Annotated in this window: 22 protein-coding genes; 20 read left to right on the top strand and 2 right to left on the bottom strand. The window is 34.2% G+C overall.

What is annotated here, in order from left to right:
* Window positions 1-15: 15 nt before the first annotated feature.
* The 14 genes from IEV50_RS14355 to IEV50_RS14290 all read left to right on the top strand — a co-directional run bounded on the left by IEV50_RS14355 (window position 16) and on the right by IEV50_RS14290 (window position 14,400).
* Window positions 16-1,275 (top strand): right-handed parallel beta-helix repeat-containing protein, encoded by a 1,260-nt coding sequence (locus IEV50_RS14355; protein ID WP_188415565.1) that lies wholly within the window; start codon window positions 16-18, stop codon window positions 1,273-1,275.
* A gap of 1 nt (window position 1,276) precedes the next feature.
* The gene (locus tag IEV50_RS14350; RefSeq protein ID WP_229746744.1) at window positions 1,277-2,353 is read left to right on the top strand and encodes a phytase; all 1,077 of its coding nucleotides are present in this window, start codon (window positions 1,277-1,279) and stop codon (window positions 2,351-2,353) included.
* A gap of 197 nt (window positions 2,354-2,550) precedes the next feature.
* Window positions 2,551-2,784 (top strand): hypothetical protein, encoded by a 234-nt coding sequence (locus IEV50_RS14345; RefSeq protein WP_188415555.1) that lies wholly within the window; start codon window positions 2,551-2,553, stop codon window positions 2,782-2,784.
* Window positions 2,785-2,893: 109 nt separating this feature from the next.
* Entirely contained in the window at window positions 2,894-3,448 is a 555-nt protein-coding gene (locus IEV50_RS14340; protein ID WP_188415553.1) for a hypothetical protein, read from the top strand.
* Between the two features lie 72 nt (window positions 3,449-3,520).
* Entirely contained in the window at window positions 3,521-4,018 is a 498-nt protein-coding gene (locus tag IEV50_RS14335) for a cupin domain-containing protein (protein WP_188415551.1), read from the top strand.
* 127 nt (window positions 4,019-4,145) lie between these two features.
* Window positions 4,146-4,874 (top strand): acyl-CoA desaturase, encoded by a 729-nt coding sequence (locus IEV50_RS14330; protein ID WP_188415549.1) that lies wholly within the window; start codon window positions 4,146-4,148, stop codon window positions 4,872-4,874.
* A 209-nt stretch (window positions 4,875-5,083) separates the two neighbouring features.
* On the top strand, window positions 5,084-5,413 hold the full coding sequence (locus IEV50_RS14325; RefSeq protein ID WP_188415547.1) for a DUF1475 family protein: 330 nt from the start codon (window positions 5,084-5,086) through the stop codon (window positions 5,411-5,413).
* A gap of 73 nt (window positions 5,414-5,486) precedes the next feature.
* A complete protein-coding gene (locus IEV50_RS14320; RefSeq protein ID WP_188415545.1) occupies window positions 5,487-6,284 on the top strand; it encodes a DUF1295 domain-containing protein in 798 nt (265 codons plus the stop codon).
* Window positions 6,250-7,548 carry an SAM-dependent methyltransferase gene (locus IEV50_RS14315; RefSeq protein ID WP_229746743.1) on the top strand — a complete coding sequence of 433 codons (1,299 nt, stop codon included), beginning with the start codon at window positions 6,250-6,252 and terminating at the stop codon, window positions 7,546-7,548. Before IEV50_RS14320 ends, IEV50_RS14315 begins: the two co-directional genes overlap by 35 nt.
* Before the next feature lie 12 nt (window positions 7,549-7,560).
* Window positions 7,561-8,844 (top strand): NAD(P)/FAD-dependent oxidoreductase, encoded by a 1,284-nt coding sequence (locus IEV50_RS14310; RefSeq protein WP_229746742.1) that lies wholly within the window; start codon window positions 7,561-7,563, stop codon window positions 8,842-8,844.
* A gap of 223 nt (window positions 8,845-9,067) precedes the next feature.
* Window positions 9,068-9,427 (top strand): four helix bundle protein, encoded by a 360-nt coding sequence (locus IEV50_RS14305; RefSeq protein WP_188415543.1) that lies wholly within the window; start codon window positions 9,068-9,070, stop codon window positions 9,425-9,427.
* A gap of 199 nt (window positions 9,428-9,626) precedes the next feature.
* Entirely contained in the window at window positions 9,627-10,463 is an 837-nt protein-coding gene (locus tag IEV50_RS14300) for a DUF1365 domain-containing protein (RefSeq protein ID WP_188415541.1), read from the top strand.
* 10 nt (window positions 10,464-10,473) lie between these two features.
* Window positions 10,474-11,712: an SAM-dependent methyltransferase gene (locus tag IEV50_RS14295; protein WP_188415538.1), complete on the top strand. Its 1,239-nt coding sequence runs from the start codon at window positions 10,474-10,476 to the stop codon at window positions 11,710-11,712.
* Between the two features lie 258 nt (window positions 11,713-11,970).
* Entirely contained in the window at window positions 11,971-14,400 is a 2,430-nt protein-coding gene (locus tag IEV50_RS14290; protein ID WP_188415537.1) for a TonB-dependent receptor, read from the top strand.
* Window positions 14,401-14,555: 155 nt separating this feature from the next.
* On the opposite strand, the gene IEV50_RS14285 is transcribed toward IEV50_RS14290, so the two are convergent.
* On the bottom strand, window positions 14,556-16,217 hold the full coding sequence (locus IEV50_RS14285) for an ABC transporter substrate-binding protein (RefSeq protein ID WP_308785480.1): 1,662 nt from the start codon (window positions 16,215-16,217) through the stop codon (window positions 14,556-14,558).
* 19 nt (window positions 16,218-16,236) lie between these two features.
* On the opposite strand from IEV50_RS14285, the gene IEV50_RS14280 reads away from it, so the two are divergent.
* Window positions 16,237-16,689, top strand: a complete 453-nt coding sequence (locus IEV50_RS14280) for a substrate-binding domain-containing protein (protein WP_188415529.1) — start codon at window positions 16,237-16,239, stop codon at window positions 16,687-16,689.
* A 515-nt stretch (window positions 16,690-17,204) separates the two neighbouring features.
* Here the strand turns inward: IEV50_RS14280 and IEV50_RS14275 are convergent.
* Window positions 17,205-17,726: an NADPH-dependent FMN reductase gene (locus tag IEV50_RS14275; RefSeq protein WP_188415527.1), complete on the bottom strand. Its 522-nt coding sequence runs from the start codon at window positions 17,724-17,726 to the stop codon at window positions 17,205-17,207.
* Window positions 17,727-17,908: 182 nt separating this feature from the next.
* Here IEV50_RS14275 and IEV50_RS14270 point away from each other — a divergent pair, with 182 nt between their 5' ends.
* The 5 genes from IEV50_RS14270 to lepB all read left to right on the top strand — a co-directional run bounded on the left by IEV50_RS14270 (window position 17,909) and on the right by lepB (window position 22,539).
* The gene (locus IEV50_RS14270; protein WP_188415525.1) at window positions 17,909-18,712 is read left to right on the top strand and encodes a ParA family protein; all 804 of its coding nucleotides are present in this window, start codon (window positions 17,909-17,911) and stop codon (window positions 18,710-18,712) included.
* 7 nt (window positions 18,713-18,719) lie between these two features.
* On the top strand, window positions 18,720-19,628 hold the full coding sequence (locus tag IEV50_RS14265) for a ParB/RepB/Spo0J family partition protein (protein ID WP_188415523.1): 909 nt from the start codon (window positions 18,720-18,722) through the stop codon (window positions 19,626-19,628).
* A complete protein-coding gene (locus IEV50_RS14260; protein WP_188415521.1) occupies window positions 19,628-20,368 on the top strand; it encodes a DUF5683 domain-containing protein in 741 nt (246 codons plus the stop codon). The genes IEV50_RS14265 and IEV50_RS14260 overlap by 1 nt, the downstream gene beginning before the upstream one ends.
* A gap of 22 nt (window positions 20,369-20,390) precedes the next feature.
* Entirely contained in the window at window positions 20,391-21,125 is a 735-nt protein-coding gene (dapB, locus tag IEV50_RS14255; RefSeq protein WP_188415519.1) for a 4-hydroxy-tetrahydrodipicolinate reductase, read from the top strand.
* A 217-nt stretch (window positions 21,126-21,342) separates the two neighbouring features.
* Window positions 21,343-22,539: a signal peptidase I gene (gene lepB, locus IEV50_RS14250; RefSeq protein ID WP_188415517.1), complete on the top strand. Its 1,197-nt coding sequence runs from the start codon at window positions 21,343-21,345 to the stop codon at window positions 22,537-22,539.
* Window positions 22,540-22,586: the final 47 nt, after the last annotated feature.

The following is a 22,586-nucleotide window of genomic DNA, read 5'->3' as shown; positions in this document are numbered from 1 at the left end:
TTAAAAAGAAAAAATATGAAATCAAATCAGATTTTTAGACTATTTATCCTGGTTTTATTAGCCTTATCGGGATGTGAAAAAGCCAATATCGATGTAGATACTACAGCTGTTAATGGTTCGGCAATTGGAGAGGTTTCTGGTGTTTGGGCGAAAGGTAGTACCCAGATAATTAAGGGTGATATTATTATTCCTGAAGGAAAATCTTTAACCATTGAGGAAGGTGTAACCGTTCTGATGGATACTATTGCAAAACCAGAAATTATTGTAAAAGGAAATTTGTATGCTTTAGGAACAGCAACTAACCCAATCAAATTTACGGTAAATGAATTTTACAAAACAGCGCAAAAGAAATTTGGTAAACTATGGGGCGGGATATTAGCAGGCCCTACTTGCGAGGAATTAGTACTCGATTACACAATTATAGAATATGGAGGTTCTACAACTTCTGATGCATCTACATCTGTAAAAATGGGGCTTTACAAAGCCGTTGCCGGAGAAAATCTTCCAGCGCTTTGGTTCTCGAATGCTAAAGGAAAATTAGTTGTGCAAAATAGCGTGTTCAGGAATCTTCAGGAAGATTGTACCTACATAGAGGGTGGGAAAATTATTTTCGCCAATAATGTTTTCTATACCACTGGTGTAACAGGTGGCGAGGCTATGAATTTTAAATCGGGTTGTTTAGCAGATATAGCCTATAACTTGGTTTACAGTACAAATACAAACGCACTAAAGTTATCAAACACGGGTGATAAAACACCGCAGGCTTATATTATAGCTTACAATAATACTTTATTAAATACCGGATGGAGAAGACCAACTGCTAAAGGCGGATCGGTTTGGATGGAAAGTACAGTACGTGCAGATTTATATAATAATCTTTTCGCTAATACTCGCTTTGGTGTAAAGAGAGATCCGAAAAAGCCAGAAGATGCCCGTTCTACATATAGTAACAATTGGTATTATGGTTACGATCAGCTTACTGTAAATCAGTTTCAACCAACTGGCGATATTATTGGTGGTAAAAATGATGTTATTAGCAAGGTTGCTGGTGAAAACGATCCAAAGTTTGTGAATTATCCCGTAAATACATCAGTTAACAATGCAGATTTTAATACTACTTGGGATTTTCATTTACAAGGAAATTCACCAGCTTTGGGTAAGGGAATTACAAACTTTACCCGCCACCACCAAGTGGGAATCGTAATGAAAAATGGTATCACATATATATCACCAGCACCATCTACATTTGTAGGTGCTTATGGTACTAAAATTTAAAATGAAAAATAACAACATCATACATTTTGCAATAAGCGTAATTTTAAGCTTAACCATTGCTTGTAATGGAGCTTCACAAAAAGTAGATATTACAGCCGTTAAGCCACTATATGTATCAGAACCTGTAGATTTTGATACTGATGATCCGGCGATTTGGGTAAATCCAAATGATCCTACAAAATCGTTAGTAATTGGTACAGATAAGGATATTAACGGAGGCTTATACGTTTATGATCTCAAGGGTAAGATTATCAAATCGAAAACAGTAAAAGGACTTAAGAGACCAGATAATGTTGATATTGCTTATGGCCTATTACTTGCCGGAAAAAAAACAGATATTGCAGTTACTACAGAAAGGTATACGCATAAGCTTAGAATTTATTCGCTTCCGGATATGAAACCAATAGATAATGGCGGCATATCAGTATTTGTTGGCGAAACTGGAGAAGCATATCGTGATTTAATGGGCATTTCCATGTATACTGCTCCAAATGGTAAAATTTATGCAATCGCTGGGCGCAAAACCGGACCAAAAAATGGAACTTATCTATGGCAGTATTTATTAACTGATGATGGAAAAGGAAATGTAAAAGCAGATTTAGTTCGAAAATTTGGAAAATATAGTGGTAAAAAGGAAATTGAAGCAATAGCGGTTGATAACGAATTGGGTTTCGTATATTATTGTGATGAACAGGTTGGTGTGCGTAAGTACTATGCAGATCCGGCTAAGGGAAATAATGAACTGTCGTTATTTGGCCAAGGCGATTTCTCCGTTGATAATGAAGGTATTGCTATTTATAAATCCGCTGGAAATAAAGGTTATATACTTGTATCCGATCAAGGTTCAAGGCAGTTAAAAGTGTATAGTAGAATCGGAACCAATAAATCAGCTAATCAGCATGTACTATTAACCACCATTAAATATTCCGCCAATCAAACAGATGGCATAGATGTTGTATCTACTCCTTTGAATTCAGATTTTAAACATGGTTTGCTGGTTGCGATGAGTGATGACCGAACTTTTCACTTTTACAGATGGGAAGATATTGCTGGACAAAAACTCGATGTAAATCCATGAAAAACAAACAGTGTTCAATAAAATTAAGAAAGTCATTATAAATCAGAGTTCCCCAAATCTCATTAAAATATTAAAATTATCTTGATTTTGGAATTATAATCAGTAGAGCTTAAATAAATTGATTAATATCAATATGAAATTTGCAAAAAGGGTAATTTTACTGTATTATTAATTAGCAAAAATTATAAATTTGCTTAATGGAAAATCTAAACAGAAAATCTGATTTAAGCACTTTCTTGCAAAGAGTTAAGCAATTAAGAGGCTTTGGTGATATGAATTCTTATATCCTGGTTACTGAATTTAAAGATATCGGAAATATTCCTGAGCATAAAATACAAAACATAATTGAAGATATGTCTTCACCTCAAACGTGGAATAATGGCAAATCGATTTTTATTGAGACCGTTTTAGAAAAAATTTTAGAAAATTAACTAACTTTTATATATTATAAGGCCTTCATTATTAAATAGTGAAGGCTTTTTTAATGCACTATATTTAATATCCCAAAAAACCTTTATCTTCAAATAAAACTAAATCATCATGAAAAAAATTATCACTATTTGTTTTTGTGTAGCCTTTGCAATTAATGTAAATGCTCAAAAAACTGTTCCTGAAATTAAAACTGGAACGGTAATGTATGCAAGTGCTTTTGTTCAAGGCCAAGAATTTCCATTATTGTTAACGGTTAAAAGCATTACTGCTCCGGTTAGTATTGGCTGGTCTGTAGAGGGTTATGGCGAGGGTGCATTTGAAATGAGTGCAAAATCGGTAGAAAGTGGCACTCAGTTTCTGGCTGTTTCGCAACCTGCACTGGGTATAACTAAATTAGGAGATAATGAAACATTTGGTGTAATATCTAAATCTGCTTTTAAATCCCTGGTTGATACTAAAGCTTTTACTTATGGTGGAGCAAAATTCAAAATTAAAACTCCAGAAACCAGTGCAATCAAAATAAGTGGTAAAGAAGTAGATGTTTTTCATGTAGCAAGTGAAGATGGAAAACAAGAACTTTGGATTTTAAATAGCGCTGCCTTTCCGTATATTGTTCAATCTATTGGGCAAACCACTGATATTACAATAACAGAAATAAAATAGATTTTGATTTATTAAAAAATAAAAAGCCCGAAAGGGCTTTTTTAATTTCAAAGCATTATTTTTACGCCAATTATGGAAAACGACAAAAAAGAAATATTCGATAACGTTGCACAACGTTTAAAAATTGAAGGTTTTAATGTAGTAAACCGCGATGAAACTCGTCCATGGGGTGGTTTCTTTGTAATTGATGAAGCACAGGCACAACAATTTGCAGATACATATTTTGATGGTTTGGATGTAGAGAGTTTAAAAATTGGAGGAAAATTAAGTCCGAAAATTTTAATTGTTGCGCCAAATACGCGCTTATCTTGGCAATATCATTACCGCAGAGCCGAAATTTGGCAAGTAGTAACAGGTACAGTCGGTATAAAAACCAGTGAAAGCGATGAAGAAGGTGAACTTAAAAAATATGCACCAAGAGAACAGATTAAATTACAGCAAGGTGAACGTCATCGTTTAATAGGTTTAGATGATTGGGGTGTTGTTGCAGAAATTTGGCAACATACAGATGCTTCAAATCCATCAGATGAAAGCGATATTGTGAGGGTTCAAGACGATTTTGGTAGATAAATATTTTTTGAATCCTGTTATTCATTTTAGCAGGATTCTCATTTTTAGCGTATTTCCATTTAATTGGTTTATAATACCAAAAAACTAAACGTAGAATATTTACGTTTATAAAGCATACATATTATACATGATTATCTTAATTTTTTTCCTTTGCCACTGGTTTTTATCCTTATTTAGTCAAACCTTTTTCCTGCACCGCTATTCATCGCACAAGATGTTTAAAATGGAAGCCTTTTGGGAAAAGTTTTTCTATTTAATTTTATTGATTTCTCAGGGTTCATCATTTTTAAATCCAAGAGCTTACGCCATTCTTCACCGTATGCATCATGCTTACAGCGATACCGAGAAAGATCCACATTCACCACATTTCTTTAAAGATGTTTTCGGGATGATGATTGCAACAAAAAACATGTATTTAAACTATCTTAAACATAAAATAGAGCCTGAGCCTGCTTTTCAAGGGAATTATCCAGAATGGCCATTAATTGATAGAATTGGTGATTCATGGTTTTGGAGAATTGGATGTGTTTTGTTTTACATTGGGTTTTATGTAATGTTTGCAAATTATTGGTGGATGTTTCTTCTTTTGCCAATACACTTTTTAATGGGGCCATTACATGGTGCAATTGTTAACTGGTGTGGTCATAAATACGGTTATTCTAACCATGATAATGAAGATCATAGCAAAAATTCTCTTCCATGGGATTTCTTGCTGATGGGCGAATTGTTTCAGAATAATCACCATAAAAAACCAAATAGCCCGAATTTTGCTAGCAAATGGTGGGAGTTTGATCCAACCTATCCGGTAATGAAAGCTTTGCATTGGATGAAGATTATTAAAATTAGAAAGGTTTAAAAATACTCTTAAGCAATTAATATATAATTTTAAGGTAATTTAGGTCTGTTCATCCTGAGCTAGTCGAAGGACTTTGGTGAATTTTATCTGTTTGGGCTTCGACAAGTTTAGTCTGACAGGTAGTTTATTTCTTGCATTAATATTATTTCGGGACTTTCATAACCGATATAAACAGAAACTTGATTTTCAAAAAAATTAAATCTCACCCTATGATAAACTTCCTCAAAATCGTTTTCGCTGCACTTTTTGTTTTTATGTGCTATAAAGTAATTACAACTTCTTTAGAAAGTAATCTTTTTGAGCAATGGGATTTCTTAGGTAGTATTCCCTGGATGCGCGCAACGCTATGGGATTTTTATGCTAATATCTTCATTATCGCATTGTGGATGTTCTATAAAGAAAAAAGCATTATTCTTAAAATCTCTATGGCAATTTTGTTCGTATGTTTAGGAAGCATTGCAACATTAGCTTATGTTTTAGTACATTTATTTAAGCTTAAGGATGGCGAAGGAATCGCAGAATTGCTAGTTAAAAGGTAAATGGTTTAAGGTTTAAGGTAATTTAGTGGAATGCATTTACTTAAACCTTTAGCTTTAAATAATTAACCCTACAATGGATTACAAACATTTACTTTTTATTGCATTCATTTCGCTAATTGCCTGTTGCACCATTATGTTTTTGGTTTGGCTCTGGGCAAAGCGAATTAAAAATGCAGGAGTTGTCGATGTTTTTTGGGCATTGAATTTCCCGGTTATCACCACCATTACTTTCTTTTTATCTGATGGTTTTGAAACCAGGAAAATTCTGATTTGTGGAATATTCTTAATTGCCGAATTGAGGTTAGGCATCCACTTATGGCAACGGGTTATTGGTCATATAGGCGAAGAAGAAGGTAGGTACCAACAACTTCGAAAAGAATGGGGCGAACAAGCCAATAGAAATTTCTTTTTCTTCTTTCAATTCCAGGCGATTTCAAACGTTTTATTGGCTATTCCAATTTTTATCATTACCGCAAATCCATCAACAGAAATTTCGATTTTAGAGTATTTAGGTTTGGCCATTTGGGCAATTGCATTTATCGGCGAAATGGTGGCCGACCAGCAATTGGCTGCCTTTAAGAAAGACCCGAAAAATATAGGCAAAGTTTGCGATACCGGCTTATGGTATTACAGCCGCCACCCGAATTATTTTTTCGAATGGTTAAGCTGGATGGCTTATTTTATTTTTGCATTGGCATCGCCATGGGGAATTCTAGCCATTATTAGTCCGGCAATAATTTTATATTTATTAACCAGAGTTACTGGTGTTCCGAATAATGAAGAACAAAATTTAAGGAGCAAACCCGAAGCTTATAAAAAATATCAACAAACAACAAGTGCGTTTTTTCCATGGAGAAAAAAGGATGGATGATGGACGATGTAAGATGGATGCTAAAGGGATGGAAGATGTAAAATGGTTGATGGACCAAATCCATAAATCCTTTTCCATCGTAAATCAACCATATTCCATTTTACATCCTCCATATTCCATAATAAACCCATTTTCCATCTTACATAAATTTCCATCTTACATAAATTCTTACATTTTCCATACTATGTGGTACGATAAACTTTTAGAAAACGATAAACTTCCTGATTCTGCATTGCGTTTAGGAATTAGAAAACTTTGCAAGCAACGTTTAGATGATGAAACTTTAGGCGATGAAGAATTGCAGCAAGAGAAATTTATGGATTTGGTTGCTGAATTAAAGCAGTCGCCAATTGCCGTAAATACCGCTGAAGCAAACGAGCAACATTACGAGTTACCTACGCAGTTTTTTCAATATTGCTTAGGTAAAAATCTAAAATACAGCAGTGGTTATTGGAAACCAGGTGTTAAAGATATTGATACATCAGAAGATGATATGTTGGCTTTAACTTGCAAAAGAGCAGATTTGCAGAATGGGCAAAATGTTTTAGAACTGGGTTGCGGTTGGGGTTCGCTGTCTTTGTATATGGCGGCAAATTTCCCAAACAGCACTTTTACCGTTGTTTCAAACTCTGCAACGCAGAAAATTTTTATCGATGAAACCGCGAACAGAAGAGGTATTCAAAACTTAACGGTTTTAACTGCCGATATGAATAAGTTCACCATTGCCGATACTTTTGATAGAATTGTTTCTGTAGAGATGTTCGAGCATATGCGTAATTATAAATTCTTGCTTAATAAGGTTGCTGGTTTCTTAAAACCCGATGGAAAGTTGTTCGTTCATATTTTTACACATAAAACCCTTGCTTATAAATTCGAGGTAATTGATGAAACCGATTGGATGAGTAAATATTTTTTTACAGGTGGAATAATGCCATCAAACCATTTGTTTTTTTACTTCAATGATGATTTAAAAATCGACAAGCACTGGGTTGTAAATGGTACGAATTACGGCAAAACATCCGAGGCGTGGTTAAGCAATATGGATAAGCACAAAAAAGAAATTATACCTATTTTAGAGAATACTTACGGTAAAGACCAAGCCGTGAAATGGTGGGTGTATTGGCGATTATTTTATATGAGTTGCGCTGAATTGTTTAATTATAATAAGGGCAACGAATGGATGGTTTGTCATTATTTGTTTAGCCCCACCCAACCTCCCCAGAGAGGAGGGGCGCCAGGCAGCCATCAAATTGCTAAACATTAATAACACGTTGATATGGAAGATATGAACTCCTCCCATCTGGGGAGGCCGGGAGGGGCTAAACTCGCCATTATTGGCTCTGGAATAGCAGGAATGGGTTGCGCCCATAAACTGCAACATAAATACGATATTACGGTTTTCGAGGAGGCCGATTACATTGGCGGTCATACAAATACGGTAACACTCGAAGAAGATGGTAAACCCATTTATTTGGACTCTGGCTTTATGGTTTTCAATTACCAAACCTATCCAAACTTGTGCGAACTTTTTAAAGAAATTAATGCGCCTGTTATTAAAACAGACATGTCTTTCAGTGTTCAGTTTTTGCCGAAAAAATTAGAATATAGCGGCTCGAGCTTAAATCACTTATTCGCCCAGCGGAAGAATATTTTTAATGTTTCTTATTTGAAAATGTTGATGCAAATCAATCGTTTCAATAAGCAAAGTGTAGATATTTTAGATAAGCCTGAATATCAAAATCATTCAATCGGTCAATTTTTTAAAGAATTTGGTTATAGTGATGATATGCTTTGGCAATACCTGATTCCGATGAGTGCTGCGGTTTGGAGTGCGCCAATGGAACAGATTTTGGATTTTCCTGCAGTAACATTAATTCGTTTTTTTAAGAATCATGGTTTCCTTGGTTTGGATACACAACACCAATGGTACACGTTGCAAAATGGTAGTCAGGCTTACCGGGAAAAACTAATTGCACCTTTTCGCGACAGAATTAAAATAAATAATAAAATCGTTTCGGTTCGGAGATTGGAAAATGGAAAGGTTGAAGTAGAAAGTTCAAGAGGAGAGAAATTTGAGTTTGATAAGGTAATTATGGCTAGTCATGCCGACCAAACGTACAAAATTGTAAAAGATAAAACGGATTTAGAAACCGAGTTGATTTCAAAATTTAAATATCAATTGAATAAAGCAGTTGTGCATACCGATGAGGCGCAAATGCCAAAGGCTAAATTGGCTTGGAGCAGCTGGAATTATCGCGTAGAAAAACAGGGAGAAAAACTTTTGCCAAGTACCATTTATTGGATGAATAATTTACAAGGCGTATCTAAAAAAGCGAATTATTTTGTTTCGATAAATCCGACGGATAGCTTAAATCCTGCTAAAATTATTAAAGAAATCGATTACCATCATCCATTATTTGATGTTCTAGCTATGCAGGCACAAGAGCGATTGCATGAGCTAAATAAAACTGGGCCTGTTTATTATTGTGGAAGTTATTTTAAATATGGTTTCCATGAAGATGCATATAAAAGTGCGGTAGATTTGTGTAAGGGAATGTAAAAGGGGAGATGGAAAAGGGAAAATGGGGGATGGAAAATGGGAGATGGATGATGGGAAATGGAAATTTAAAATGGGAAATGGTATAATCTCCATAAACCATATTCCATATTACATTAATTATACATCATCCATTTTCCATCCCCACATCTTCCATTTATTTTAAGATTTTTTATTAGTTTTAGTAACTCATCCTTAGAGATTTTATGTATTTAATTTATTTAAGATGAATGAAAAAACTGTAATTCTGTTAGAAAGAACATTTCGATTTGGTGTTGATGTTTTAAAATTTTTAGCTACACTTCCTTATCATTTTGTTTATAAAGTGCCAATATTACAACTCAGTCGATGTTCAACATCTATAGGAGCAAACTATGAGGAGGCACAAGGCGCTGTTAGTAAAAGAGATTTTAGCTACAAGATTGGAATTTCTTACCGAGAGGCTAGAGAAAGTGTTTACTGGTTACGAATATTAAGTGAACTTTATATTGATGAAAAATATATACCGGATTTTGATAGATTTAAAGCTGAGGCCCTGGAACTAAAAAAAATATTTACATCCATAAAAATCTCATCAAGTAAATAATCATGATAACTTTTTAACAATAACCATGACCCATTTTCCATATTCTATCTTACAAAATAACTAGAATTGTATTTTAAAACTATGCCTTATCATCCATTATCCATATTCCATCTTCCATAATAACTAGAATTGTATTTTAAAACTATGCCTTATCATCCATTATCCATATTCCATAATAACTAGAATTGTATTTTAAAACATGCCCCATCTTCCATCATCCATATCACATCTTACATCTACCATTTACACCGCCAAAGTAATGCACAATCGTATTGCTCCTAAAAAGCACTCTTTTTGGTATAATGTGTATATGTTTTATATCGATTTAGATGAGATAGATTTATTGGATAAAAAACTTCGTTGGTTCAGTAGGAATAAGTTCAATCTCTTTTCTTTTAGAGATGCAGAGCATTTACAACTTCCAAAAGAAAATCCTGATAAAACGAAAACTACCCGACAACATTTGGAAGATTATTTGAAAGGATATGGAGTAAATGGTGCTAATCTTAAGATTAAATTATTAACTAACCTTAACGTTTTAGGGTATAACTTTAATCCTGTTTCTTTTTATTATTGCTTTAATGAAGCTGGAAATCCAATTTGTTGTGTTGCCGAAATCAGCAATACTTATCGGGAAATGAAACTATTTTTCTTCGGAAAAGATGAATTAAGTGGAAATACATTTAAAAAAGTTATAACAAAATATTTTTATGTTTCACCATTTATAGATCATGATGATTCATTCGATTTTAATTTAACTGTGCCTACAGATAAGCTCAATATTACAATTGATGATATTGATAAACAAGGTAATAAATTCTTTTTTACTACTTTAAAAGGTAATAAAATACCGCTTACAAATGCCAGCCTACTAAAAAATTTCATCTCAATCCCATTAATTCCCTTACAAATAATGGGCATGATACATTGGCAAGCTTTGAAATTATGGTTAAAAAAACTATCTTTTCATCCAAAAGCTGAAAACCCTGAGCTTCAACGTAACGTATATAAACCTTATAAACCACAAACAAAATAGATTAAAGATTATGAATACGCTTGCCGCTGCTAAAACATCAACCGGGTTTTATGAAAGATTGGTGCTGAATGCACTTTCAAAAATGACCTTGGGTAAAATGGAAATCTCTTTGCCAAATGGAGAAACCCTGGTTTTTGGAGACGGAGAAAATAAAATTTCTGCAAGTATTCAGATTAATCATCCCGATTTTTTTAAGTCGATCGCTTTGTATGGCGATATTGGTTTTGGAGAAGCTTATACATCGGGTTTATGGGATACAGCAAACATTACGAACGTAATTAAATGGGTTATATTAAACATAGATAACGCACCATCCATTACAGGAAGTAAAATAAAATCTGTTGCACTTAATTTATTTAAGTTTGTTAATAAGTTAACTCATGTCCGCAGGGCGAATACACTTGCAGGTTCGCAAAAAAATATTTCAGAGCATTATGATTTAAATAATGATTTCTTTTCTACGTTTTTGGATAAGACGATGACTTATTCAAGCGGTTATTTTTTAAATGAAAATGTGAGTTTAGAAGAATCTCAATATGCGAAATATGATAGATTAGCAAAGCAATTAAAAGTTAAACCAACAGACCATGTTCTAGAAATTGGAAGTGGTTGGGGTGGTAATGCAATCTTTTTGGCTAGAAATTATGGATGTAAAGTTACTTCAGTAACGATTTCAAAGGAACAACAAAAACTTGCTATAGAACGTGTAAAAGAAGAAGGCTTAGAAAATAGCGTTTCAATAATCATTCAGGATTATCGTAAAATTGAAGGTACTTTTGATAAAATTGTATCTATAGAAATGTTGGAAGCAGTTGGTCACCAATATTTAAAAACATACTTTGAAAAATGCCAGCAACTTTTAAAACCTGATGGAATTTTTGCATTTCAGGTAATTACTTCGCCCGATTGCAGGTATGAAAAATTAAGAAACGGAGTAGACTGGATTCAAAAACATATTTTTCCTGGTTCATTATTGCCATCTGTAGCTGCAATTAATAAAGCTATAAATGATACAGGAGATTTAACTATGGTAGATTTAAAAGACATGGGCTTAGATTATGCCAAAACGCTTCATCTTTGGTTTATAGAATTTAATAAGCACCTAGATAAGGTTAAAACCTTAGGTTTTGATGAAAAATTTATTCGCAAATGGAATTATTACTTAAATTACTGCGAAGCCGCTTTTGCTATGCGCAACATTAATGTAATGCAATTCGTTTATTCCAGACCAAATAATACTTCGAGATAATTTGAGATATTCGATGTAATATGGTATTACATCGTTCAAAAAAAATAGAAATGGATAATGGGCAAAAGGCCTGTTATCCATTTTTTATTTTCACCCGGTTTCCGTTATTCATAAAACATTTTCCATCATCCATTATTTTTTTTACCGATAAAAGTCGCACCTTTGCCGACTAACTAAACAACGTCGCGTAAAAAGTATTCCATTGTATTGTAACAAATACGACCTTTAGCAGACTAATTACAAAAAACTATTATTAACATGAAAAGAATTTTACTTTTAACTTTCATCCTCGGAATATTTTTAAATGCCCATGCACAATTCGGAATGGGCGGTGCTCAAAAAGCAACTGTTGCAGGTCGTGTTAGCATAACTGTTTTAGATTCAGTTAGTAAAAAACCAATTGATTATGCTACAATATCACTTATTTCTGTTAAAACAACAAAATCGGTAAACGGTGGTGTAACTGATGAAAAGGGTAAGCTGACTTTGCAAAACGTGGCTCCAGATGCATACAAATTGATAATTGGTTTTATGGGTTACAAAACAAAAACTGTTTTAGTTACCACAACCCCTGCAAAACCCGATAATAATTTAGGAAACATCCTTATTTCATCAACAGAAAATAATTTGGCAGATGTTCAGATTACAGGTACAAAGGCGATTATTGAAAACAAAATTGATAGAATGGTTTACAATGCAGAAGCTGATGGCACAAATGCCGGTGGCGATGCTACTGATGTAATGCGTAAAGTACCGATGCTTTCTGTTGATCCTACTGGGAATATTCAACTTCGTGGTGGTGCTGTTCGTGTATTAATTAACGGTAAGCCTTCGGGTACAATGGCAAGTAGTGTTGCTGATGCTTTAAAAATGATTCCTGCAGAGCAAATTAAAACTGTTGAAGTAATTACTAGTCCATCTGCTAAATACGATGCTGAAGGTTCGGGTGGTATTATAAATATCATCACTAAAAAGTCAAACGCTCAGGGTGTAAGTGGTTCTGTAAATGCTGCGGCAGGCACACGTCAGAATAATGGTTCATTTAATTTAACTGCAAAAACTGGCCGCTTAAGTGTAAATACGAGTTTGGGTACCAATTTAGCTTATCCTCAAAAATCACAAACTGAATTTATTACGAATACAACCTATTTAAATGGTACTACAAATAACATTTCTCAAAACGGGTTTTCTAACTGGAGCCGAAATGGATATAATGGGAGTTTAGGTTTAGATTATGATTTTAACGCTTATAATAATATCAGTACAACGGCAAAGTTAAATAGCTTTTCTAATGGGGGTCCAAGTGAAACCAATTATATAATTAATAATTTGGTTGCATCTAACATTGGCGATATGGACATGACTTTTAGAAACCTAGACTGGAATGTTGACTATCGAAAAACGAGTAAAAAAGAAGGAGAAGAATTCTCTGTATCAGCACAACTGTCAACAGGGCGTACACCTACAAGCTTTAGTAATTTTCTTACTTCAGCTGCCTTCCCATCAGGTTTGCGAACCAACAGTAACAACACAGGTAAAAATAATGAATACACCTTTCAAACAGATTATACTTATCCATTTAATAAAAAAACAACTTTAGAGGTTGGCGCAAAAGCAATTTTAAGGGATATACAAAGTCAATTTGATAATACCGCTCAAGATTTTGAATACAACCAAAACGTTGGCGCAGCTTATGGCGTTGTCAGCTTCGATTTAACAAAAAAATTAAAATTTAAAGGTGGTGTTAGGGCTGAGTATACTCGAATAGACTTTAATACACAAAGCAGTGGGATTCAGAAAAATGATTATTTAAACTTGTTTCCAAGCGCAATTATCTCGCAAAATTTAAAAGGGGGTGCCACTTTAAAATTAAGTTATAATCGACGAGTACAAAGGCCTTCACAATCTTATCTAAATCCTTTTCGTAACGAGAGCGACCAGTTTAATGTTATGCAGGGTAATCCTCAGTTAAGTCCTGAGTTAAGCGATAACTTGGAGTTAGGTTATAATACTTATATCAAAGGATCGATAATAAATGCTTCAATATTTTACCGCCGCACGAGCGATGTAATAGAAAATTCGATTTCACCAATTTCAGAAAACGGTGTAAATAAGACATTAACTTCCTATATAAATGTTGGTACTGCGCCAGTTTATGGATTTAATGTTTTTGCATCATACAACCCTAAACCAAAATGGACATTAATGACCAACTTTGCGGGAAATACATATTCGGTAAATAATGATGAAACAAATGTTAATACGGGTACTTTTTTTAACTTCAATTGGTTTGTACGTTCAGCATATGGCTTTGGTAAGGGTTATAATTTTGAGCTGTTTAACGTAATAACATCTAAAAGACGTACTTATCAAGGTGTTACTGATCCTTTTTATATCTATGGTGCATCCCTTAAAAAAGAACTCTTCAAAAAGAAAGGAAGTATTGGTTTAGGTGTGTTGAACCCTTTTACAAAAAATTTGCATATAAAAACTATTAATAATGCTGTTAATCAGACAGGTACTATTTATCAAAGTCAAAATATATACTATCCATTGCGTAACTACACCTTAAGCTTTAGCTATACTTTTGGTAAACTTAAATTCACAGAGAAGAAGAAAATTAAAAACGACGATATTAAGCAAGACCAGCAACAACAAGGTGGTGGAATGGGAGGCGTTCAGCAATAATTGTAAACCTAATACAAATAAAGATATCAAAAAGGCTGTCTCATAACTACGAAATGTAATCGCGAGCCTGTCGAAGGACTTGTAAGAATTGCTTTTTATAGCGTTTCGACAAGCTCAACGTGACAAGCTCTAAATTGTATGAGACAGCCTCTTTTTTATTTCTTTTTAACTCTTTTCAAAATCATTAAACTCAACGGATTCATCGGATAGCCACTGATATTGTTTTGAAGCATCACTACTGATTGATCGTAAAAAACTGGTACTACCGGAGAATAATCCATCACCATTTGATCCATTTCACGGTAAAGTTTAAAACGTTTTTCATTATTAGGTTCGTAATAACTTTCTTCAAATAACTTATCGAAAGCTTTATTGTAAAAGGCAGTATAGTTTGGTCCGTAGGGTACTTTATTTTTAGAATAAAACATCGAAAGATAGTTTTCACCATCAGCGTAATCCGCAATCCAGCTTCCACGGAAAAAGTTTACATTATTTTTCGACATTAAATCTCTTAAGCTGGCACTAGGACTAACATCAATTTTAGTTTTGATACCGATGGCACTTAATTCTCCTTGTATAAATTCGATTAAATCTTTATATGTAGTTGTGGTATTTAAGGTGATTTCCGTTAAACCTTTTCCTTCAGGGTAGCCCGCTTCGACTAATAATTTTGCTGCAAGTTTTGGGTTATAATTATAACCATGAACAGTAGCACTATCAAAACCGGGCATCCCTTTGGGTATAAAACCCGAGGTTGAAGGGATTCCGATTCCATTTCGTAAATATTTAATTAACTTTTCTCTATCAATAGAATAGTTTATAGCCTGTCTTACTTTTTTAAACCGAAGGGGCGAATTTTTAACAATATCCAAAGTAGAGTCAACTAAAATACCAACGTACTCGGTACATAAATATGGCCCTTTTCTTAAAGTAAATTTGCCTTTATATTTTGATGTCATTTTACCGCTTTTAGTTAAAATATCATCGCGGTAGCTGCCATCAACGCTATAATAAAAATCAAGGTCTTTTTTTAAAAAGCTCATAAATCCACTTTGTTTATCGGTAATGAATGAGGCTTTTAATGCATCAATATATGGTAATTGAAAGCCATTGGAGTCTTTTTCCCAATAATGATCATTTTTTAAAAGCACCAAAATTTCACCTTCTTTCCAATATTTAAATTTAAAAGGCCCTGTACCAACAGGATGGCTTCTAAAATCTTTTCCATAGTGTTCAACAACTTCTTTAGGTACAACTGAGCAGTATTGAGAGGTTAACAAACTCATAAATGGAGGAAAAGGACGAACCAGTTTTATCTGAAAAGTAGAATCGTTTAAGGCAATAAAATTCTGTTGGTCTTTTACTTTATCGCTAAAAATCCATCCACCTGATGAAGCAATTTTTGGGTCGATTAAGCGGTAGAAACTATAAGCAAAATCGCTGGCTACAACTTTTCTACCTTTGCCATTTTTAAATATGGGGTCATCTTGAAAATATACGTCATTACGTAGATTGAAAGTATAGGTTAAGGCATCTGCTGAAATTTGCCAGGTTTTAGCTATGCATGGAACAGTTTGTAAGTTAGAATCTATTTGTACCAAACCGTTAAAAATCTGGTTGGTCATCCAAATTGCATTTTGATTACGGGCGAAAGCAGGATCTAAAGATGTTAAACCCTGATCGAGATTTATATTAAAGACTTTTTTGTTTTTGTTATCTGCTGTCTCTTTGCATGAAATGAAAAGAATGCTGCAAAAAATCCAAAATATATATTTAAATGAGCCTCGCATGCGATAAGGAATGTTATTTTTGCACAAATTAATAAATTTAATGCAGATGTCTTTTTTAAACGATTTATTTATTGGCCTTGATGCCGCAAAGCTGGAAGATTTACAAGACCGTTTAGACATAGTTGAGCATAAAATTAAGTTTATGGATAAAATGCCTGTCGCTTTGTTAGATGTTAATAACAACCCGAGTTACTTTTTATCAGAAGAAATTGCGCTAGCCGGAGGAATGATAGAATCTGATGTTTTCAATGCCGCTTTCATCATTTATTATCAACCTGGTAAAACCTTAACTGAATTGATGAGGGAAGTCCCTGGGATGTTAAATCCAGATTGGCAAGCGGTAAAAAACAATAGGATTATTCTTTTGAATGATGATGTTAATAGAAGTGTTACTGCAGATAATGCGGTTTCTTTAATAGAAGATATGGCAGAGATGATACACCCGGGCTCATTTATTTTTGGCTGCGAAGGTGATAAGTGGATTCGGTTTGGGGCGTAAAAGGTTGAAAGTTGCTCGGTGCGAAAAAATACTGGGAAGGGAAAGACTAAAGTATATAATTCTACATTTAGCTTTTTAAAAGCTGGCTGATAGAATTCTCGAAATCTGCGGAATAACAAATTACATCTTATTAAAGGTTACAATTATAGAGGTCTTGGATTAGAATCCTTCAAAATCCAAAATATTAGAAATCTTGCTCTAAAATCCTGGTTTATAAATGAATAAACTTGTCAATCGATTCGTTTATAAACTTAATCCTAAAATCAAAAAATCCGGTAAATCCTAGTTTAAAAATGAATAAACTTATCAATCTGTTAGTTTATAAACTTAATCCTAAAATCAAAAAATCCGGTAAATCCTAGTTTAGAAATGAATAAACTTATCAATCTGTTCGTTTGTAAACTTAATCCTAAAATCAAAAAATCCGGTAAATCCTGGTTTAGAAATGAATAAACTTATCAATCTGTTAGTTTATAAACTTAATCCTAAAATCAAAAAATCCGGTAAATCCTGGTTTAGAAATGAATAAACTTATCAATCTGTTCGTTTGTAAACTTAATGGTATCCTCTTTAATCAGGTTGCCATCTAAATCAAGCTCGGATTTTATATTAGGGATGTGTAAACGTAGCGGTAAAACATTTAAATGAACATAATGGCAAACACCTGTAAAGTGATCTACACCTCGAATGTTTCCGTATTTGCCGGATGAAATGCCAACCAATGCTGCTTTCTTGTCATAAAAACTTTCCGGGAAATTGCATGCATCTATTAAAACTTTTAAAACACCAGGGTAACTTCCATTATATTCAGGCATTATGAAAAGAAATTTTTCAGTAGCAGAAACCAGATCCTGGATTTTTTGAAAAGCTTCTGTACGTTTACCAAACATATCACTGTTAAGCACATCAACAGGTAAATGCTCCAAACTGAGTAGGTTAGCTTGCATACCTTTTAATTCGAGTTGTTGCTTGTAATATTTGGCCACTTTAAGCGTATTGCTATTGGGTCTGTTGGTTCCGGCTATAATTGTAATCATGGATGAATTGTTAATAAGATGTGCAAAACCCGAATGCCCTTCTTGCTAAAATTGCCATATAGTTTGTATCTTAGCTGATTGAGAAAAAGGGCGTAAACAGCACAAAAATAGAACTTTTTGTCCAAATAAATGGCATAAATTATATAGCCCAAGTAAACTTTAAGTAAATTTCGGATACATAGATGAGCAAAATTATTGCGATAGCAAATCAAAAAGGTGGCGTTGGTAAAACAACATCATCTATAAACCTGGCTGCGAGTTTAGCCGTATTAGAATATAAAACTTTATTAGTTGATGCTGATCCACAGGCGAATTCGACTTCGGGTATTGGTTTTGATCCCCGGAATATAAAAGATAGTATTTACGAATGCATCATTAATGATATAGATCCTCTACTGGCAATTCAAAAAACCGAAACTCCAAATTTAGATTTATTACCTGCGCATATTGATTTGGTTGGAGCCGAAATTGAGATGATTAACCTAAATAACCGCGAATATAAAATGAAAGCGGTTTTAGAAAAAATTAAAGATCAATATGATTTTATCATTATAGATTGCTCACCTTCATTAGGTTTGATTACCATTAATGCACTAACCGCCGCAGATTCGGTAATAATTCCTGTACAATGCGAATATTTTGCTTTAGAGGGCTTAGGTAAATTGCTGAATACAATTAAAATTGTGCAAAACCGTTTAAATCCTGAACTGGAAATAGAAGGTATTTTATTAACCATGTATGATGTACGTTTACGCTTATCTAACCAGGTTGTAGAAGAAGTTAGAACGCATTTCCATGAATTGGTATTTGATACGATTATTCAAAGAAATACCCGTTTAAGTGAGGCACCAAGCTATGGTGTTTCGGTAATTATGCATGATGCAAATTGCAAAGGCGCAATTAATTACCTTAACCTTGCCCGAGAAATTGTGAAGAAAAACGGCTTGTTAAAGGAAGAAGAAAATATAGGTACAGCAACTTTATAAATTATAAATGACATCTTTTCAGCGAAAAACAGGTTTAGGAAGAGGGTTAAGTGCGCTTTTAGATGATAGCGAATCTTCTCATCCTCCAAAGCAAAGTGTAAATCATGTTAGCGAAACCGAGCAGATTGGTAATATCAGTCATGTAAGTTTAACTGAAGTTGAAACCAATCCGTTTCAGCCACGTACTGAATTTGACCAGGTTGCACTAAATGAACTTGCCGATTCGATAAAAATTCAAGGATTAATACAACCCATTACGGTTAGAAAAATCGGGGCAAACAAATATCAGCTCATTTCAGGCGAGCGTAGGTTCAGGGCTTCAAAACTAGCGGGCTTATCTCAAATTCCTGCTTACATCCGTAGCGCTAACGACCAGCAGATGTTGGAAATGGCACTAATTGAGAATATTCAAAGGGAAAATTTAAATGCGATTGAGGTTGCTTTGAGTTTTCAAAGGATGATAGATGAGGTTGGTTTGAAACAAGAGCAATTGGGCGAACGTGTTGGTAAAAACCGAACAACAGTTACTAATTATTTGCGTTTATTAAAACTCCCGCCTGCAATACAAGCTTCCATTCGCGATCAAAGGATTTCTATGGGGCATGCCCGGGCGTTAATAAATGTTGATGGTGTGGATAAACAATTATTCATACACCAGGAAATTTTAGATAAAGGCTTGTCGGTTCGTAAAGTAGAAGAATTGGTTCGTAACCTGCAGCATACACCGTTAAAAATCGATGATAAGCCTAAAGAAAAGTCAGTTTCTTTTCAATATCAAAAATTGCAGGATGATTTGGCATCAAAATTTGCAACCCGCGTAAAGTTAAAAGTTAGTCAGAATGGTAAAGGCGCAATTGAAATCCCTTTTGTAAGTGATGATGATTTAAATAGAATTTTAGAATTATTAGATTGGTAATGCCAAAATACAAGTGTTTATTCCTGTTTTCTTTATTTGTATTTTGCTTTATAAATCTGGCTTTAGCACAGGTTAAGGATACGCTATTAAAACCTATTGATACCATAAAGACAACTCCAATACGTGTTGTAAGGATAGATTCACCAAAAAAAACTATTGATACTGCAAAAGCGAAATACGTTAATCCGGGTAAAGTTGCAGCTAGAAAAGCAGTTTTTAAATCGCTGATAATTCCTGGTTGGGGACAACTTTACAACAATCAATTGCTAAATGAGCGCCTGAATGCCAAAGGAGAAAAAACTGGTCATTTTTGGCAAAAAACTTACACCTTGAGTAAGGTTGGAATAATTTATGCCGGCTTTACCCTACTTACCATATCTTATATTGATAGCCGGAATAATTACAAGATTTTTTTAAAGGAAGCTCAAATTAGGGCATTAAATAAGTTGCAGACAGATCCAGCTAAGAAACAACTTGTAAATCCTGATCTTGTCAGATATGGAGATACCAACGTTACCGATGCCCAGGCGATTTACAAAAGAAATAGCCAAATCGTAATTTTCTCTTATTTTGCGGTTTATGCTGTAAATGTTGTAGATGCGTATGTTGCGGCTCGCCTAAATTATTTTAATATAGATGATTCTCTATCAATGAAAATTACGCCATCATTAATGAGTAATCCGAATTCAATGTATGGCTCTAATGCGACACCAGCTTTAAAAGTTTCTTTAAGATTTTAACCAAATTAAACAAAATATCCCGATGAAAATTGCGCTTTTAGGATACGGCAAAATGGGCCAGATTATAGAAAAATTTGCTCTTGAACGCGGTCATGAAATAGTTTTAAAAATATCTATTGATAATCAAGAAGAACTAAACCGTCAAAATTTAAAAGCTGCTGATGTAGCCATCGACTTTAGTACGCCTGATTCTGTATTAAATAACATTTATACCTGTTTCGATGCCAATGTTCCAATTGTAGTGGGTACCACGGGATGGTATGGCAAATTGCAAGAAGTTAAAAACGAATGCAACAACAGTAACAATACTTTACTTTATGGGTCTAATTTTAGTATTGGCGTAAATTTGTTCTTTAAATTAAACCAAACTTTGGCAAAGCTGATGAATAATTATCCTGCTTACGAAGTTCAGGTAGAAGAAATTCATCATACACAAAAGCTAGATGCACCAAGTGGTACAGCAATTACCATTGCAGAAGGAATTGTAGATAATTTAGAAAGAAAAACGGAATGGTTAAATGAGGTTGTTGGTACAAATGTGGAAATATTCCCTAAAGCCGACCAACTACTTATAGAATCGCACCGAATAGAAAATATACCTGGAACACATACCGTAATTTACAGTAGTGAGGTAGATGAAATAGAAATTAAACATACAGCGTACAGTAGAGCCGGTTTTGCTTTAGGAGCAGTTGTGGCTGCGGAGTGGATTGAAAATAAAAAAGGATTTTTCAGTATTACAGATATTTTTGAATAAGACTTTTAGAATAAGGATAAAAGAACAAGGAGTAAAGATTAAATTCTCTAAAAATCGGTGGAATCTATTAATCAGTAGAATCAATCCGAAGGAGAAAAACTCAATACAACCGACAAAACATTAAATAGTAGATTAACAATTACAAAAGAGATATTTTTGCTTTGCGCTCCCTCTTCTATTGAAAGAGAGCAAGTGAGGCTTTAACTAAACATAAAATATGAATTATAAATTCTGGCAGAAGAAAACGGATGCCAATAAAAAGAAAAAAACTAAAACCCGCGAATGGGTTGATGCAATTGTGTTTGCCGTAATCGCCGCAACCATTATTAGGGTGTTTTTTATCGAGGCCTATACAATCCCCTCTGGTTCCATGGAGCGTTCTTTATTAATAGGCGATTTTCTTTTTGTAAGTAAGGTAAATTATGGAGCCCGTATCCCAATGACACCCGTTGCTTTTCCTTTTGCACATCATACTATGCCCTTAACAACATCAACCAAAGCATATTGGGATGGTGTTCAGTGGAAATATCGTCGGTTACCAGGTTTGTCAGATATTAAAAGAAATGATGTAGTTGTATTTAACTTTCCAGAAGGTGATACGGTTGCGGTAGAAAATCAGGTTCCAAGTTACTATGATTTGGTAAGGCAATATGGCAGAGAATCAATCCATAGTCAATTTACAATAATCAGCAGGCCTGTAGACAAACGCGAAAATTTTATTAAGCGATGTATTGGTATTGCTGGTGATGTTATCAGTATGAAAAACGGAATTGCAAATATTAATGGCAAAGATGAGCCTTTAAAAAGCACCGGAATGATGCCTTACCGTATCGAATTTAAAACCATGGATTTTAATTACGGTGTTTTTGATGATTTAGACTTGAAAATGGGCGATATGCAACCAGATGGTCCGAATGCTTACATCGCCGAAATTTCGCCAGAAATGGCTGATGAGATTAAAGCGTTCGATTTTGTTAAATCGGTTAAAATGAATGCAGCACAATCTTCTGTAATCGAATCCGGTGGTTTGTTTCCACACGATCCTAATCGCGTTTGGAACAGAGATAACTTTGGTCCGATAAAAATCCCTGCCAAAGGCTGGACAGTTAAAATTGACAGCAATACCATGCCATTGTACTATAGGGCAATTAGAACTTATGAAGGCAATAAAGTAGAACAAAAAGGGAAAGACTGGTATATCAATGATAAAGTTGCAACTTCTTATACTTTCAAATTAAATTACTATTGGATGATGGGTGATAACCGTCATAATTCTGCAGATTCTCGTTATTGGGGTTTTGTACCAGAAGATCATATTGTTGGAAAGGCTTTATTTATTTGGATGAGCTGGAATAGCGAAGGCTCTTTCTTGCACAAAATACGATGGAGTAGATTATTGAGGGGAATTCACTAAGATTATCTTCGATATATTGAAAACGACTTGCAGACGATGTAAGTCGT

The organism is Pedobacter mendelii (assembly GCF_014635725.1).
GTDB lineage: Bacteria > Bacteroidota > Bacteroidia > Sphingobacteriales > Sphingobacteriaceae > Pedobacter > Pedobacter mendelii.
The sequence above is the reverse complement of the archived record's forward strand: the minus strand, read 5'-3'. Positions and strand labels throughout refer to the sequence as shown.